The sequence below is a fragment of the Pseudoalteromonas ardens genome, assembly GCF_030125445.1.
GTDB lineage: Bacteria > Pseudomonadota > Gammaproteobacteria > Enterobacterales > Alteromonadaceae > Pseudoalteromonas > Pseudoalteromonas ardens.
The window spans coordinates 42388-59117 of sequence record NZ_JASJUV010000008.1 but is presented as its reverse complement, the minus strand read 5'-3'; the positions used below and the strand labels follow the sequence as shown (position 1 = coordinate 59117).

12 protein-coding genes are annotated in these 16730 nt (G+C 47.4%); 9 read left to right on the top strand and 3 right to left on the bottom strand.

The features are described from left to right. A complete protein-coding gene (gene cmoA / locus QNM19_RS20095) occupies positions 1-726 on the bottom strand; it encodes a carboxy-S-adenosyl-L-methionine synthase CmoA (protein ID WP_049866284.1) in 726 nt (241 codons plus the stop codon). A gap of 125 nt (positions 727-851) precedes the next feature. On the opposite strand from cmoA, the gene QNM19_RS20090 reads away from it, so the two are divergent. Continuing rightward, positions 852-1538: a DUF3334 family protein gene (locus tag QNM19_RS20090; RefSeq protein ID WP_049866285.1), complete on the top strand. Its 687-nt coding sequence runs from the start codon at positions 852-854 to the stop codon at positions 1536-1538. A 38-nt stretch (positions 1539-1576) separates the two neighbouring features. Here QNM19_RS20090 and QNM19_RS20085 read toward each other — a convergent pair whose 3' ends face one another. After that, a complete protein-coding gene (locus QNM19_RS20085) occupies positions 1577-5479 on the bottom strand; it encodes a PAS domain-containing hybrid sensor histidine kinase/response regulator (RefSeq protein WP_284027134.1) in 3903 nt (1300 codons plus the stop codon). Between the two features lie 109 nt (positions 5480-5588). On the opposite strand from QNM19_RS20085, the gene QNM19_RS20080 reads away from it, so the two are divergent. From QNM19_RS20080 to QNM19_RS20045, 8 genes are all read left to right on the top strand, one after another. After that, entirely contained in the window at positions 5589-6701 is a 1113-nt protein-coding gene (locus QNM19_RS20080; RefSeq protein WP_284027133.1) for an ATP-binding response regulator, read from the top strand. Between the two features lie 179 nt (positions 6702-6880). Next, positions 6881-7723, top strand: coding sequence for an isopenicillin N synthase family dioxygenase (locus QNM19_RS20075; RefSeq protein WP_049864568.1), 843 nt, complete (start codon positions 6881-6883; stop codon positions 7721-7723). Between the two features lie 492 nt (positions 7724-8215). Further along, positions 8216-9127, top strand: coding sequence for an N-acetylglucosamine kinase (gene nagK / locus QNM19_RS20070; RefSeq protein WP_049864569.1), 912 nt, complete (start codon positions 8216-8218; stop codon positions 9125-9127). 3 nt (positions 9128-9130) lie between these two features. After that, complete coding sequence (gene nagA / locus QNM19_RS20065) at positions 9131-10249, top strand: N-acetylglucosamine-6-phosphate deacetylase (RefSeq protein ID WP_049864570.1); 1119 nt, start codon at positions 9131-9133, stop codon at positions 10247-10249. A gap of 65 nt (positions 10250-10314) precedes the next feature. Beyond that, a complete protein-coding gene (gene nagX / locus QNM19_RS20060) occupies positions 10315-11436 on the top strand; it encodes a transmembrane glucosamine N-acetyltransferase NagX (protein WP_049864571.1) in 1122 nt (373 codons plus the stop codon). A 273-nt stretch (positions 11437-11709) separates the two neighbouring features. Next, positions 11710-12504: a glucosamine-6-phosphate deaminase gene (gene nagB / locus QNM19_RS20055; protein WP_058795187.1), complete on the top strand. Its 795-nt coding sequence runs from the start codon at positions 11710-11712 to the stop codon at positions 12502-12504. A gap of 115 nt (positions 12505-12619) precedes the next feature. Next, complete coding sequence (gene nudC / locus QNM19_RS20050) at positions 12620-13564, top strand: NAD(+) diphosphatase (RefSeq protein ID WP_197094291.1); 945 nt, start codon at positions 12620-12622, stop codon at positions 13562-13564. A 27-nt stretch (positions 13565-13591) separates the two neighbouring features. Beyond that, positions 13592-14761 (top strand): cystathionine beta-lyase, encoded by a 1170-nt coding sequence (locus QNM19_RS20045; protein ID WP_049864572.1) that lies wholly within the window; start codon positions 13592-13594, stop codon positions 14759-14761. Between the two features lie 44 nt (positions 14762-14805). Here the strand turns inward: QNM19_RS20045 and sbcB are convergent, their stop codons facing one another. Next, positions 14806-16257: an exodeoxyribonuclease I gene (sbcB, locus tag QNM19_RS20040; RefSeq protein ID WP_049864573.1), complete on the bottom strand. Its 1452-nt coding sequence runs from the start codon at positions 16255-16257 to the stop codon at positions 14806-14808. Positions 16258-16730 lie beyond the last annotated feature (473 nt).

Genomic DNA, 16730 nt, shown 5'->3' with positions numbered 1-16730 from the left:
TTATTTAATCGCAATCATGGAGCAGAAGTTAAAGCACTGATACCACACCTGGGTGTGAGCGAACCCAATCTGCTCGAGGCGATTTCTGTGGGCGCTCAGGCTGTCAGTACGCATCACGTTTTCAATTGCGGTACGTTTTTGGCTGATCTCCAGTTCTGAATAGCCATTGTGTCGCTTGAAGTCATGGTGAAGATCAATCAGCAGATTGTCTTTGATATCATTTTCGCCTTTGATCTTCTCTGAGAGCAACAAGACACCGCCAGGCTTAAGTCCCTGGTATATCTTTTCCAGTACTATGGCTCTTTGGTCCTGAGGAATGAACTGTAAAGTAAAGTTCATAGCAACTACGCTGGCGTTGTCGATCGCTAATTCGTTGATGTCGCCCAGTTGCACATCTACCGGGACATCGGACTTAAAGCCCTTAAGATGCATCTGACAGCGCTCAACCATAGGCAAAGAGTTGTCTACAGCGATAATACGGCAATTCTCTTTGTCGATATTACGGCGCATACTCAGGGTTACTGCGCCCAGTGAGCAGCCCAAATCATATAGATTTGAGTTACTCTGGGCATACTGTCCTGCCAGTTTGCCCATGGTACTGACTATGGTGGCATAACCCGGCACTGAGCGCTGGATCATGTCCGGAAATACTTCTACAACGTTTGCGTCGAAGGTGAAGTCTCTGACTTCTTGCTCTGTGGCATATATACTGTCTTTGCCCGTCACACTGCTAGTCCAATTTGTCTTAGAAAAAAATAATCATGCTATTTTAGCATTTTATACTAGATAGTCAGTGATAAATTGAGTAGCTTGGCTAGTATTAACAATAAGAAGTAAGTTAGAGAACCAACATGGCGAAAAATAAAGTGATCAGCACAGAAGATATCCTATCCACACTTTGTCACTCAGTGACTGAGGTTTTGTCCTCGGCCAGTGGCAATCAGATTGCCTATTCGGCAATGGTACAGAAGATCACCCGTACCTGTATGCGTCCAGATATTGGTTGTTTTGTCCTGTTTGATGGCGGTTTTACTGGTCTGGTTGTGACCAACTTTACTGCCCAGGCTGCAATGGAAGTGTATCAGGACTACATGCGTTCAATGGGTATGCCGGAAAGTGAAATTGCACAAAGCCATTTGTCAGACGATGTATCCAATGTGATGGGGGAACTGATGAACCAGATCGTTGGTGACTTCACCAGCAAAGTGCGTGAGCAACTTCATACCTCTATCACACAGAACCAGCCTAAAATGATGGCGATCAACAAGCAGGTTCAGATATCGGTTGATACGACCATGGATAGACCACAGGCACGCCGCGTGACCTTCACCACACAGGGCCAGAATATATTCTATCTGGAGCTGGCAATGGACAAGACGGAGTTTATCAAGCTACACGATTACGATATCACAGAAGCGGTGGACCCAGATGATATCATCGCCAGTCAGAGATCGAAAAAGGCAGAACCTGCGAAAAAAGCCGAGTCGCCAGCAGAAGATGTGGCAGACGATGACTTTATGGCCGACCTTGGGCTTTAACGAGTAACACCTTGCCTTTTCTGGGCAACAGGCCTCGTTTAATCTACCGCAGCGCTGCCTGAAAAGGCTTGCTGCGGCACATAAGGCTCAAGCAAAGAGTGGGCTTTTTCAAACTCATACTGAGTGATCAGCGTTTTTAACTCATCTAATACATCGGTCGGCAATGGTGCGTCGGCGTGCAGTGATGCGACTAACTCAGTGGCACATGAGTCATACTCTCTCAGCGCCTTAGCAAGCGCGACCAAAGGTGCTTCTGACGGTTTTGGGTGAGTGTCTGAGATACTGTTCGCAGCTGCTTTTTGAGCGTGTGTTATGCCAGATTCAATATGATGTGTAACCTGGACATGACAGTCTCTGATGTAATCCAGCAAATTGTCTATTTGTGTCCCATCTAAACGAGTGTCCTTAAGCTGAGATTCTAATTCAGCGCATTGACCCGTCAGGTAGGTCATTGATAAGTTGGCGCTTGCGCCTTTCAGTGCGTGGAGTATATGTTCGGCAAGCTCCGTGTTGCCTATGGTGATGGCCTGTTTGAGGTTGATAAGTTCTTCTATCTGTTGTTTAACAAACTTCTCAAGCAGTGAAAAATAAACCTCCCGGTTTCCAGCTGCCCGGTTAATACCGGCTTCAATATCTATTCCTTCAAATGTATATGCTTCCGTTTCAGAGTCTTGCTCCAGAGAGTCCTGACGCTGTTCCGGGACTTGTAATGAACTAACATCACCTGCCTCTTGTTTTTGGGTGTGGGCCAGGATGGTTGCAACCATATTCTCAACATCGATTGGTTTTGCAATGTGACCCACCATCCCCGCGTCCAGACAAGTTTGAATATCATCTTGCATGGCGTTGGCCGTCATGGCCAGAATGGGAGGCTGGATTGTGTTGGTAAGTTTACTGATTGCACGTGTGGCCTGGAGTCCATCCATGACCGGCATTTGCATGTCCATCAGCACAATATCAAATGTGCTACTCTGTACCGCATTAAGCGCCTCCTGACCATTGTTGGCAACCGCCACGGTTGCGCCATGAAAAGATAAGATCTCAACCGCAATCTCCTGATTGACAGGCTGATCTTCGGCCACCAATATGGTTAATCCGGATAGCCTGTTATCCTGGGCTGGACAACTCGTATTGAGCTGTTGTGGTTGAGGTGCCAGGCAGGCTTGTAAGCAATCGAATACGCTTGATGGGTTAATGGGTTTCAATAGAATACTGGAGATAATTTGTTTTTGTTCTTCTTTCAGGCCTAGTTCTCGTCCATAGGCGGTGACCAGAGCATATTGACTTGCCGGAGACTGGCTATGTAACTCCATAATGGTATCAATGCCGTCTTTTTGCGGCATGTGCCAGTCAATAAACGCAATATCAAAGTGCGGCTGTTGATTCCGTACGTACTCGATGCAGGCGTCACCGGAAGAGAATAGCTTAGAAGCGATACCAAACTTTTTCAGCATTGCAGCCATTACTTCACGTGCCAGGGCATTGTCATCTACTATCAGTGCCATTTTATCTTTGAAGTGTTCAGAAGGCTGACTCACAAGACGGCTAGGGGTTGCGAAGGGGAGCGGCAAGGTAAAGTAGAATGTAGACCCTTTACCCAGTTCGCTCTCGACAAAAATTTCGCCACCCATTAGCTTTACCAGATGTTGTGAAATCGTCAGCCCCAGGCCCGTGCCGCCGTATTTACGGGTAATAGAGGTATCAGCCTGCGCAAACGATTGGAATAATCGGGTTTGTTGCTCCAGGCTTAATCCTATTCCGGTATCAATGACACTGAAAAGCAGCCGGGCACTTTGCTCATCCTCACTCTGATAGCTGATATTGATGGTAACATGGCCTTGCTCCGTAAATTTCACAGCATTGCCGGCCAGGTTAATCAGCACCTGACTGATACGCAGAGGATCGCCGATATAGTCATTGCTCACATCCGGATGAACATCAAAAATCAACTCAAGTTGCTTTTCATCTGCCTTTAATCCGACGATGGTTGCTACATTATCCAGGACCTTATCAAGTTGAAAATGGGTTGATTCAATTTCGACTTTACCCGCTTCGATCTTCGAGAAATCCAGGATGTCATTCAGGAGTTTTAGCAGCTGCTTAGCGGCATTGTCGATTTTTTCAACATAACTACGCTGTTTGATATCAAGCTGTGTATTCAGAGCCAGATGCGCCATACCTATAATGGCGTTCATGGGGGAGCGAATTTCGTGGCTCATATTAGCAAGAAACTCACTTTTTACTTTGGCATTTTTGTCAGCAAGCTCCTTGGCTGCCAGCATGTTGCGCTCCAGCTCATTGCGCTCAGTCATGTCTAAAAAGGTGCCTACCACACCGCCAACTTCTTTATACCCATCAAAGAAGGGGGCTTCATGAACGATGAGTTCTCGAGACTCCTGCTGACCATTTTTCAGCGTAAGCTCAAACTGATGTTGCGCCTGCTGCTCTATTGTGAAGCGCGACTTTTGCTCCAGATAACCTGTGGTGTAGACATCAAACACGTCCTGTATGCGCATACCGGTCACTTCGGCCTCAAACAGATCCAGAAAATCCAGAAATGCCCGGTTAACACCTAAAAAGGTGCCTTGAATATCCCGGTAGTAAGTGGGATTAGGAATGGCATTCAGAATGTGCAGCATCATTTCAAGATGTTGAGACAGGGCTGTTTCAGCGGCAAGCTGCTGTTGCGCATTCTCACAAAGCTGTATCTGGATAGCGAGGTCCTCGCACAGCTGTTGAATGCTGCTTTGTTGCTCAAAGTCAAAGTGTTCAACACTGGCAATATACAATGCACCTCTGAGCTGATTGTTGACCAGTAGGGGATACAGTGCCGCACTTTTTATTGAAATGACTACGGCGCCCGCTTTTACTTCAAAGGCAGTATTGCCTGCATCCAGACTTTGTCGTGTTAATGTCCGGCATAATTGCGTGTATTGGATACCTAGGTTATCCAAACAGGGGGGGCAGCCAATGGTTTGTATTGGTATCAGTGTATTTTCATCCGTATTGCAAATTGCCACACTGGGGGCTGCATAATGGGTGGCGAAAAATTCCAGAGCAAAGCGCCGCAGCTCATCCGGATCACGGCTATGTCTGATCCCCTGGTTAAACATTTCTCGCAATTTAGCGATTTCTATTCGATTGTGAAGTTTGTCATGCATCTGGCCAACAACATTTGCCAGTCCACTGAGCTCAGCTCCAAGTTGTTCAGGGAGTTGTAACTGTGCGTTGCCTGTTTGGTTGGCATTGTGTAAAGCCTGATAAAGCCTTTGCAGCGGCTCGAATAACCCGAAGTTGCTCCACCACGCTGCCAATATCGTGGCTGCGCTAATTAGTACAACGCCCCATACAATGAGTGTTTTGAATTGCACAAAAATATGCTCTTTGTCAGCACGCAATTGCTGGCTCTGTTGCATGAATAGCCCATTTAATTGTGCTAGTTCGGCCATTATATGCTGCAGCTCTGAGTGATAATTCGCCAGGTTAAACGCTGCAACGACAAAACCTGGCTGGTTGAGTTCAGTCTGGGTCTGAACAAAAAGTTGCCTGAGATCACTATGCAAGGTTGCTAGCTGAGCTGCTGAGGATTCAACAGGCAGAGTCGAGATGGCCTGGAACAGGCTGACTGGCTGTTGAACTGCCTGCTTGAAAGCTGCAGAGCCCAGTTTACCAGTGATGACCGGCAGCTCGGACGTACTGAAGTTGGCCAGTTTTTCGAGTTGATCCGACTGCGAACTATTCAGGTATTGAGCAAGTTGCATGTTGTGGTTTTGCGCATGTGCTGTGAGGCTGGATGACACAGTACTAAGGGTAGTAAGATTGTCTAGCTTTTCATTAATGGGCGCTATTTTGGCAAAATTAAGAAGGAGTAATAACGCTGCAATAAACAACAACGACAGTATCACCGAATAAACGATATTTACTCTGAATCTTACACCCATATATGCGCCACACCGTTGAGTTTACTAACATAGTAACCATAGTCGCGTGCGGGCATTTCTCAAGCTATGCTTACTGAAAGTGTGCAAAAGCAATGAGGAGGATAAAGGAATGGCCGACATTTTGGTGGTTGATGATGTTGCTGAAAACCTGCATATGCTGCAATTGATCCTACGTCAGCAAGGACATACGGTGCTGGCGGCGATAAATGCTGAGATAGCCTTAAACATTATTAAGCGTAAACCACCTGAACTGGTGATCACGGACATAAAAATGCCAGGTACTTCGGGCATTGAACTTTGTAAGATACTGAAGACGGAAAAACACACCAGTCATATCCCGGTCATTTTTGTCAGCGTCCACAGTGACACCGACTGGATAGTCGAAGCACTGCATGCAGGCGGCAACGACTATATAACCAAGCCTTTTATTCCAGCCGAAATCCTCGCCAGAGTTGATACCCAAATAAAACTGCTGGATGCACAAAAAAGTGCTGTTAAACAACAGCTTTCTCAGGTTATGAACGAAATGGTCATAGGCGTTGCCCATGAAATTAATACGCCACTGGGCACGGCCATTACCGCGGTGAGCCATTGCTCTGATACGGTGCATAAGCTCATGCTAGATTTGCAAGCAAACAGGGCCGACCCCGAAGTATTTGCAGATAAGCTGGCACAATGTGACACCAGCCTGGCGTTAAGCCAGAAAAACCTGACTCGGGTGGCAAAATTTGTCTCTATGGTGAAACAGATTGCCCGGGTTGAGTGCCCGGTGTCACCCACTCGAGTGAGTCTGGTCGACCTTGCTAATAAAGTGCATAGTGCCTGGTCGGACAAACCCGTCAATGTGCATGTTGACGTCAATGAGGAGCAGGTAGCTTTGTTTGATGGTGGGTTAGTGGCATCGGTATTAGATACTTTGATTGCTAACTCTTTGTCTCATGGTCGCCAGGAGGGGGCACTTCAGGTGAATATAGTGTTCTCAATAGAGAATGGGCTGCTGGGTATCAGCTGTTTAGATAATGGCTTAGGGTTGGATGGGATTTCGGAAGAAGACATGCTCAAACCATTTGTAACGACAAAAAGAGGTAACACTGGCCATGTGGGACTGAGTGCCTCGGTGGCGGCGAATTTGATCGTGAATGCTTTGGATGGCACGTACAGTGTGCGCAATCATCAGGATGGTCTGGAGTGGCAAATATCTTTACCTGTGGATGCAGTTTGATCTGAGTCAATCAGCGTGGGTATTGATGGTGTGGGCGGACATAAGTCCTTATCTGCGGCGGTGTATTTCTCTAAGCTCGCGAGCAAGATTTTATCTTAATTCAAAAAGTTAATTTTCAATGTTCGAGTTGCAGTTAATTTTTTGAATTTAAGTCACGTTAATATATCGGTGGAACCATTATGCAACAGCTACCTACAGTTGACTATCAAGCGCCTGACGCGTCGAAACAATTTGTTGAATCTCTACGCTCAACGGGCTTTGGTGTACTAAAGAACCACCCAATTCCTCAGGAACTGGTTGAGTCTATCTATAAAAACTGGCAAGAATTCTTTAACTCAGAAGAAAAGCATGCGTTTTTATTTAATAAGGAAACACAAGACGGTTACTTTCCGCCTGACGTATCTGAAGTTGCAAAGGGCTTCACAATTAAAGATATTAAAGAGTACTTCCACGTTTATCCAAAAGGCCGTGTACCGGCACAGTTGGATGCAGAAATTCGTGAGTACTACCGTCTGGCAAATGAATTTGCGGCGCAGCTACTAAGCTGGGTTCAGGCCGAAGCGCCTGAGGACGTGCGTGCTAAGTTCTCGATTGATCTAAAAGACATGATCAAAGAGTCTGAGCAAACGCTACTGCGTGTGTTACACTATCCGCCGATGACAGGTGACGAAGAACCTGGCGCTATCCGTGCAGCAGCGCATGGCGATATCAACTTGCTGACGGTATTGCCTGCAGCTAATGAACCAGGCCTGCAAGTACAAAGACAAGATGGCAGCTGGCTGGACGTGCCGTGCGATTTTGGCAACCTGATCATTAACATTGGTGACATGTTACAAGAAGCATCTGGTGGTTACTTCCCGTCTACTATTCACCGTGTGATCAACCCAACGGGTAAAGCCAGTGATAAGTCGCGCATCTCATTGCCACTTTTCCTGCATCCGCGTCCGGATGTAGTACTGTCTGAGCGCTATACAGCAGATAGCTATCTGCAAGAGCGCCTTCAGGAGCTAGGTGTAAAATAATCCTAACCAGCTTATCCGAGAGGGTGTATAACCGACGGGTATGAGCTGAGCCTGACAGGCATATCAAACGGCGCGAAAGCGCCGTTTTGCATTTCGAAATATACCCATGTACTAACCTTGCATTGTTCGGTCCTCAAAAAGAGAGAGTTGGCTTGTCGCGAGCGGTGTTAAAATTTCTCATTGTACTTGTGGTGATTTCACAGTCTTGAGATTGACGGCTCCATTCATTAAACGGGTATTAAATCAAGCTGATGCTCTGTTCCTGAAAATTACGGATTTTGTCGCAAAAAAAGGACAATATTCAGTTCCTTGCAAAAATTTTTCTGACAATTAAGCAAAAGTATGCAATATTAAAATTTTTCACACTGCGAAAAAATAATAAAAAACTTAATGACAACGCTGTCATTTGTTGTGTAACATCAAATCAACATGACTGAATACCGGTTGCCTTTGAATGAGGAGGCACCAATCACAACTTTTAGGGGTCGCTACATGATGGCTAAACAGGTTGAACATGACCAGTTATATATAGGTATCGATGGTGGAGGGACGAAATGTCGCGCCACCATATACTCTGCAATACATGGCGTACTAGGCACTGGTCTTGGCGGTCCTGCGAACCCGCTGCACGGATTTGAAAGAACCTTAGAGTCAATCATGGTTTCTACTCAACTGGCATTACAGGACGCAGGACTCAGAGTAGAGCAGGTACATGAACTCTACGCAGGTTTAGGCCTTGCAGGCGTCAACTTACCTAGCTTATATGACAAAATTATGCGCTGGGATCACCCGTTTAAACAGATGTTTCTGACCACCGATTTGCATACAGCCTGTATTGGTGCACATGAAGGTGAAGATGGTGCTGTGATTATCACTGGAACTGGCTCTTGTGGCTTTGTGCTGGTGGATGGTAAAAGTGCCAATTATGGTGGACATGGCTTTGCTCAGGGAGACATTGGCAGTGGTTCCTGGATGGGACTGGAAGCGGTTAAGGCTGTACTGTTGGACTTAGACGGGTTAGGACCAAACACGGCGTTGTCACAGGTTTTCTTACAGCATTTTAATACCAATACTGCAATGGGCATTGCTGAGCAAATGGCAGGGCAGCCCTCAAGCAGTTATGCCAAACTGGCGCGCTATGTATTGGATGCGGCGAAAAGTGGGGACACGCTTGCGCTGGAGATTGTTAAAACGGGTGCTGATTATGTCAGTCGCCTTGCCCGCAAGCTCCTGGAGAATAATCCGCCCAGATTATCAATGATTGGTGGTTTATCTGAGCCGCTTAGCCAATGGTTAGACCCGGAAGTGGCAGACCAAGTAGAGCTGCCAAAGCAGCCGCCTGAAATGGGGGCTATTTACTTCGCCATGCAAAGCATTCAACGTCAATCGGAGCATTTGGTATAAAATATGAACAGATTTTTGGCCAGCCGTTTGTTTGACGGCACACAATTTAAAAACGATGTTGAGTTTGTTGTCGACAATGGCAAACTTCGATTTGAATCGCATCCGTCGGGGAGTGACGTGACGCGACTTGAAGGCATTACCGCACCAGGTTTTATCGACGTTCAGGTTAATGGCGGCGGAGGTGGCTTTTTAAATGCTGACCCGACGTTATCGTGTCTGACGACCATAGTTACAGCACATGCGCAGTTTGGTTCAACTGCTTTAATGCCAACGTTGATCACTGATCAGGTTGCCGTGATGGAGCAAGCCGCAGATGCGATTGCTGAGGCCATTGCCCGTAAAGAACCAGGTGTTGCAGGCGTGCACTTTGAAGGTCCACACCTGTCGCACCCAAAGAAGGGCACGCACAGCGAGCAGTTTATTCGCCCTATCTCTGAGCGTGAATTTGCTATTTACGCTCGTACAGATTTAGGGATCAAAATGGTCACACTGGCTCCGGAAACTGTGCCTTTGAGTGACATCAAGCGTCTGGTTGAACTGGGCGTGAAAGTGTCGATTGGTCATTCTAACGCTGATTTTGAAACCACCATGGCAGCACTGGAAGCTGGGGCTGATGGCTTTACTCATTTGTTTAATGCCATGTCGGCATATACCTCACGTGAGCCTGGTGTCGTAGGTGCGGCATTGTGGGAAGACAACGCCTGGTGTGGCCTGATCGTAGATGGTCATCATGTGCATCCTGCATCGGCAAAGCTGGCGATCCGAAGCAAACAACGCGGTAAGATCATGCTGGTAACGGATGCTATGCCACCAGTGGGCACGGATGATCAGGAGTTCGACTTTTTTGATGGTCGTAAGGTGATCCGCACGGGTGACAGGTTGAATTCGACCACAGGCGAATTAGCAGGCAGTGTCTTGGACATGGCCGGTGCGGTGCGCAATAGTGTTAATACGCTTGACGTTACCTTGTCAGAAGCGCTGCGTATGGCTTCTTTGTACCCGGCACAGTATTTGGGTTTGGCAACTAAAGGGCGTCTTATTGATGACGCCGATGCCGATTTTATTGTGCTCGATGATGATCTTCATGTGTTGCAGACTTTTATTAACGGGCAACGCGTATAATTTTCCCTGGGTAAAAAACCCCGCTGCAGTTTAGCGGGGATTTTTTGTTTGTGTAGGTAGTAACTATGTCAAATAATAAGAAAAGACTGGCATCACTCGATGCTCTGCGCGGTATGGATATGTTCTGGATCCTCGGTGGTCAGTCCATATTTGCCGCATTGTTTGTATTAACCGGCTGGCAGGGGTGGAAGATATTTGAAGCCCAAACGCTCCACAGTGCCTGGCATGGTTTTACCTTTTACGACTTGATATTTCCCTTGTTTATCTTTTTGTCAGGCGTAGCAATGGGGCTCAGACCCAAGCGCATTGACCACCTGCCAATGGCAGAGCGCAAACCCATATACATAAAGGCGATTAAGCGACTCGGCTTATTATGCCTGTTTGGGGTGTTATATAATCATGGCTGGGGAACAGGTATACCTGCCGATCTCGGTGAGATCCGTTATGCCAGTGTGCTCGGACGGATTGCTATAGCCTGGTTTTTCTGTGCGATGCTGGTATGGCATTGTAGTCTGAAGACCACAGCTTTGACCGGCGTGGGCATTTTGCTGGCCTACTGGTTGCTACTTTGCTTTATTCCGGTCCCTGGAGGCAGTGCCGGTGAACTCACACCGGCAGGCAGCTGGAATGCCTGGGTCGATCAGGCATTGTTACCCGGGATTACCTATCAAAACCGTCCAGTTGATCCGGAGGGGATTTTGTCTAGTTTCCCTGCCATCGTTAATGCGATAGCGGGCGTGTTTGCAGGTCAGCTGATAGCTCAATCGGATAAACTCGGCCAGTGGCAGGTAGCAGGGCGTTTGTTTGCCGCAGGTATCGTCAGCCTGGCGTTAGGCTGGCTGTGGGATTTACAATTTCCTGTTAACAAAGAGCTATGGACGAGTTCTTTTGTGCTGGTCACAGTGGGCTGGAGCGCGATTTTTCTTGCCGTTTTCTTTACGCTGGTAGATATCCTTAATGGCCAAAAACTGGCTTATCCATTCGTGATCATCGGCGCCAACTCTATCATTATTTATCTGGCGTCGAGCCTGGTCGACTGGGCCTTTATTAGCCGCAGTGTGTTTGGCGGTATCATTAATGCTGTGCCAGCGCACTGGCAGGCATTGCTCAGTGTCTGTGCTTTGCTGGCGGTTCAGCTTCTGGTATTACACTGGATGTACAAGCGTAAGATCATTGTTAGTGTGTAATAGCGCAAACATACTAACTCCGATATTTAGTTAGCAAACTCAAAATGGCCCGTTGTAAGGGCCATTTTTATTTGGCTATAAAAAAAGTACATTTTTTTATCACTTTTACTTTACAAGCGCGCTTTTTTCTCTAATAATGACAGCGTTGTCATAATGGTAATAACCTAAACAGTGTATCCCAGTTAGGTTTTGATCTGACCTTGTTTTGATTGCACGCAAAGCAAGGTTCAGATCCCATTTTTCCTGTTTGTTCACAACCTTGAGCCTTACATTATGCAAATAGTAATTCTAAAAAACGCAGCAGAAGTTGCGGCATATGGTGCCGATATTTTCACTCAACAGTTAGCACGTAACGCAGGCTCTGTACTGGGACTTGCCACAGGGTCAACGCCCGTTGCTTTGTATCAGGAACTTATCCGTCGTAACGAAGCGGGCTCGGTGAGCTTCAGCAAAGCAAAAACGTTTAATCTGGATGAATACCTTGGATTGGATGGTGAGCACCCGCAAAGCTATCGCTATTTTATGAATGAACAGCTGTTCAATCACGTAGACATTAACAAAGATAATACGCATGTTCCGCCGGGTGATGCTAAAAACCCAATTGAAGCGTGTAAAGAATATGAAGCACAAATCAACGCAGCGGGCGGTATTGACGTTCAGCTCTTGGGAATAGGCCGTAATGGTCACATCGGCTTCAATGAGCCTTCTTCAGGCTTGACGTCACGTACTCGGGTGAAAACCCTGACTAAGGCAACCATCGACGATAACGCGCGTTTCTTTGCGGCCGACGAATACCAGCCTCATCTATCGATCACTATGGGGATCGGGACTATCTTAGACGCTCGCAAGGTTGTGTTGCTTGCGACTGGCGAAAACAAAGCGGATGCTGTACATGCCATGATAGAAGGGCCGTTAACAGCAGCGTGTCCTGCATCGGCACTGCAAATGCACCGTCACGCCGTTATCGTGCTAGATGAAGGCGCAGCCAGCAAACTAAAAGACATCGAATTCTACAAGCACATTGAAGCTGAAAACCAAAAGCTTCAGGAATATCTTGCCTCTCTGTAGTGTGATTTCACACTGTAGTTCAAGCCCGTAAGGGCTTTTTTTTTGCCGCAAAGCTATTGGCATTCGGCCCAGCTATGTTAGCGTGTCGACAAAGAACAAGAAAAGGATGAACGTCGTGCTGCACTACACGCAAATGAACCTGGATCGGGCCTCGGCTGAACGTAAAGATCCCAACTGGTTGTTGGGCCAATATGGTGAGAAAAGTCGCTGGTTATTGGTGTGGAATAATAAAAACCTGATTGTGAGCGAAAAGCGTGAATTGGCGCTGTTATCTCAGTCTCAGATTGCCACACTCGACCGTGCAGAAGCGGTTTTTTTAGGTATTGACGATACCCATAGTTATTTTGCACTTGATGTGAGCGAAGTTGAGCAAGAGCTGCTTCAGGGTTGTATTGATGTCAGCTTCGAAGAACATACCGATAATCAGGCCTTTCATTTCGAAGACATGCGGACCATAGGTCCAAAGCTGGATGTTGAGCTGGCCTCTGTGGGCGTGTTGGCGCGAGGATTATGTTACTGGCATAAAACGCACCGCTTTTGTGGCCGCTGTGGCAACCCAAATCGTTCTGTTGAAGCCGGACATGCACGCTTGTGTAATGATCCTGAATGTCGCCATATGACGTTTCCGCGTACCGATCCTGCCGTGATTATGCTGGTCTCGCATACCTTCCCCGATGGGGTTGAGCGTTGTTTGCTTGGTCGTCAGGCGCAGTGGCCAGAAGGCGTGTATTCAACCTTAGCTGGGTTTGTTGACCCGGGTGAAACGCTTGAGCGAGCCGTGATCCGTGAAGTGAAAGAGGAAGCTGGGGTTGATGTTGATGAGGTACGCTACCTGGCTTCGCAGCCCTGGCCATTTCCGTCGTCTATTATGCTAGGCTTTATTGCAACAGCAAAAAGTACCGAAATCTTTGTTGAACAGGATGAACTGGAGCAGGCACACTGGTTTTCCCGGGAAGATCTCGACGGTTTTGCTGAGTGGGGAGACGATGCGCCGGGATACAAACTTACCCGAAAAGACTCTATCTCCCGATATCTGATTGAATACTGGCGTCAGCAATGATGCACCTAGTCCAAAATTGAGCACTTTATGAAGAAGAATACCAAACTGGTGGCTGTAGGCCGCAAATCCCAGTACACCAAAGGCGTTGTTAACCCGGTTGTACAAAGGGCGTCAACCGTCGTTTTTGATTCCGTTGCTGATATGCAGGAAGCCATTTCCGAGCGCGGCAAACGAACCTTGTTCTACGGGCGTCGTGGCACCAATACCCATTTTGCATTGCAAGACGCCATTATGGAGCTGGAAAATGGCGCGGGTTGTGCGCTGTATCCGTCAGGCGCTGCTGCAATTTCACAAGCTTTGTTGTCATTTTTGAAAACCGGTGACCACCTGTTAATGGTGGACACTGCGTATGAACCAACGCGCGATTTTTGTGACAAGATCCTTTCAGGACTTGGCATCACAACAACGTATTATGATCCATTGGTTGGCGCAGATATCGAGTCTCTGATCCAGGACAACACCAAAGTTTTGTTCCTGGAATCTCCGGGCTCTATCACGATGGAAGTGCAAGACGTGCCAAGCCTGGTTAAAGTGGCCAAGGCAAAGGGCCTCATTACTATGCTGGATAACACCTATGGCAATGGCTGGCATTATCGCCCGCTTGAGCATGGGGTCGATATCAGTATTCAGGCTGCCACCAAGTATATTGTTGGTCATTCAGATGTCATGATGGGTGTGGCTGTTGCTAACGAAACCCTGTGGCCAACACTGCGCGAGAATTCCTATCTGTTGGGGCAGTGTACCTCGGCAGACGATGCTTATCTGGCATTACGCGGCTTGCGAACTATGCCGGTGCGTTTACAGCAGCATGAGAAGTCTGCATTGCAGGTTGCAAATTGGCTGGCGGGCCACCCGCTGGTTGATCACGTGCGTCACCCGGCCTTAAAAAGTTGTCCCGGGCATGAGTTTTTTAAACGGGACTTTAGCGGCAGTAATGGGTTGTTCTCTGTTGTCATGAAACAGGGACATCGTAAAGCCATTAACCGTTTCCTGGATAGTCTGCATCATTTTAAAATGGGCTTTTCCTGGGGCGGCTTTGAGAGCCTGGTAACGGCTAACGCTAGCATGGCGCCATTGCGAAGCACTACCGGCTGGCAGCATGGCCCGGTGATCCGTTTACATATCGGTCTGGAAGATGTGGAAGACCTGATTGCCGATCTGGAGCAAGCGCTTAAGGTTTATCAGGAAAGCTTGTAACGGAAGAGGGCGGTGATAAATCACCGCCTTTTTAACAGGCTAGCTTAGAGGCTCTGAGCGTAGTGGTAGAGCGCTTTGAGTACTGCCAAATTCTTCTCATTCCCTTCATGTTCGTACACCAGGTTTTCCAGCGTGATCATAAAGTCCTGAGCATTAATAGACGGATTATCTTCGCCATGCATTAGTTTGTTCTGACAGTATTTACGCCACTGGTCTAATTCGTTTTCAGAGAGACTCTCCGGCCAGTTTCTGGCGCGATAACGAAACAGCAGGGTGTGGAACTTAGGATCTTCGAATTCCAGCGCCAGCGACCCTAATTCATGAGGCGGTGCACTGCGCACAATGGCCAGTTTGGCTTTGTCTGCTTTACTGATAAAGCCGTTATATAGCTGATAGTCGGGGTTGGTGGTGTCGCTAAAGTCGCCCTGATCGTTAAACACTTCAGCCACCTTGTTGCGCAGCTCAGGATTTGATTTCAGCACTTTTAGATTTTCCAGGCACTGTTCACGGTCAATGCCCAGGCGCGCTGCGTTCTCCGGCAACAGCGTTTTAGCCGGAGCTAATATCGGACATTTGTTCAGGTGAACCAGTTTCAGACCAACCGGCAGCTCATCTTCGCCTAAGTCACTGTGCTTGGTATATAAGCGTGCCCGCAACTCTTCTACCGACAGGTCCAGCAGGACCTGCGGATCGTTGGTCAGGTTAAAACACACGACGGCATTTTTATTGACCGGATGAAAGCTCATGGGTGCAATCCAGCTGGTGCAACCCTGAGTGGCCGGAATGCGTGAAGACGTATGTACCAGCGGCTGCATATTAAACACATCAATCAGATCGGCCAGTGCTTTTTTACCGCGCAGTGAGAAGAAAAACTGATACAGCTTTGGCTGTTTTTCTTTGATCAATTTGGCCAGCGCAATGGTTGCGGTGACATCGCTCAGTGCATCGTGCGCATCCGCGTGTTCAATGCCATTAGCTTTGGTGAGATCTTCCAGGCGAAAGCTTGGCGTGCCATCGTCTTTTTCTGGCCATACAATGCCTTCAGGGCGCAGGGCATAACAGGCGCGCACTAAATCTATGATATCCCAGCGGCTGTTTCCATTTTGCCACTCGCGCTCATAAGGGTCATAAAAGTTACGATACAGGCTGTAACGGGTCACCTCATCATCAAACCGAATGCTATTATACCCAGCGACACAGGTATTGGGCTTACTGAATTCGGTGTGAATTTTCGCCATAAACTCACTTTCCGGTAAACCATGCTTAAGCGCATGTTGCGGCGTGATCCCGGTCACCAGACACGCCTCCGGCTGAGGCAAATAATCCGCCGCAGGGCGACAATATTCAATCAGTGGTTCACCAATGATATTTAAGTCCAGGTCAGTGCGGATCCCGGCAAACTGACTCGGCCGGTCTTTTTGCGGGCTGGCACCCCAGGTTTCATAATCGTGCCAGTAAATTGTCGGGATATTATCAGTTATTTCTTGTGTCGCCATCAGGCTATAAATCCTATCTTAATCAACCTGTTATTCTTATTAAGCTCAGCAGGCTGCTATTCAGAGTTTGCTGTTTTTAAGCCTAAGTGTGTATATCACTGTGTATACTGCACTCAATCAGTGTGTATACAACTGCGTATTCAGCCAGGGTCCAATACAAACTCAAAAGTCTGGAAATCTAAGTCGTTGCGCCATTGTCTCATAGTGATGGGATGAGAGTAAACGGAAGAGGCCGGGTGCGTTCTTTAATGCTGAGATGTCAAAAGTTTCATGCCTGCTGCAGCTCCACCATAAACTGCAAAATATTTGTTCAACACCTGGAAAACTGCAGGAAAATGCAGAGCCAGTAAATGAAGGAGTTACAGACACAATAATCTATCTAAGCGCCGGTTTTGAACGTTAACCTTGGTGTGTCTAAACTTATGGAAGCTATGGCAAAGCATGTGACAGGGCTGTTGAGGTCATGTGTTCTT

Coding starts and splice junctions, on each gene's coding strand:
- QNM19_RS20090 (WP_049866285.1), top strand. CDS start 852: ATGGCGAAAAATAAAGTGATCAGCACAGAAGATATCCTATCCACACTT.
- QNM19_RS20085 (WP_284027134.1), bottom strand. CDS start 5,479: ATGGGTGTAAGATTCAGAGTAAATATCGTTTATTCGGTGATACTGTCG.
- QNM19_RS20080 (WP_284027133.1), top strand. CDS start 5,589: ATGGCCGACATTTTGGTGGTTGATGATGTTGCTGAAAACCTGCATATG.
- QNM19_RS20075 (WP_049864568.1), top strand. CDS start 6,881: ATGCAACAGCTACCTACAGTTGACTATCAAGCGCCTGACGCGTCGAAA.
- nagK (WP_049864569.1), top strand. CDS start 8,216: ATGATGGCTAAACAGGTTGAACATGACCAGTTATATATAGGTATCGAT.
- nagA (WP_049864570.1), top strand. CDS start 9,131: ATGAACAGATTTTTGGCCAGCCGTTTGTTTGACGGCACACAATTTAAA.
- nagX (WP_049864571.1), top strand. CDS start 10,315: ATGTCAAATAATAAGAAAAGACTGGCATCACTCGATGCTCTGCGCGGT.
- nagB (WP_058795187.1), top strand. CDS start 11,710: ATGCAAATAGTAATTCTAAAAAACGCAGCAGAAGTTGCGGCATATGGT.
- QNM19_RS20045 (WP_049864572.1), top strand. CDS start 13,592: ATGAAGAAGAATACCAAACTGGTGGCTGTAGGCCGCAAATCCCAGTAC.
- sbcB (WP_049864573.1), bottom strand. CDS start 16,257: ATGGCGACACAAGAAATAACTGATAATATCCCGACAATTTACTGGCAC.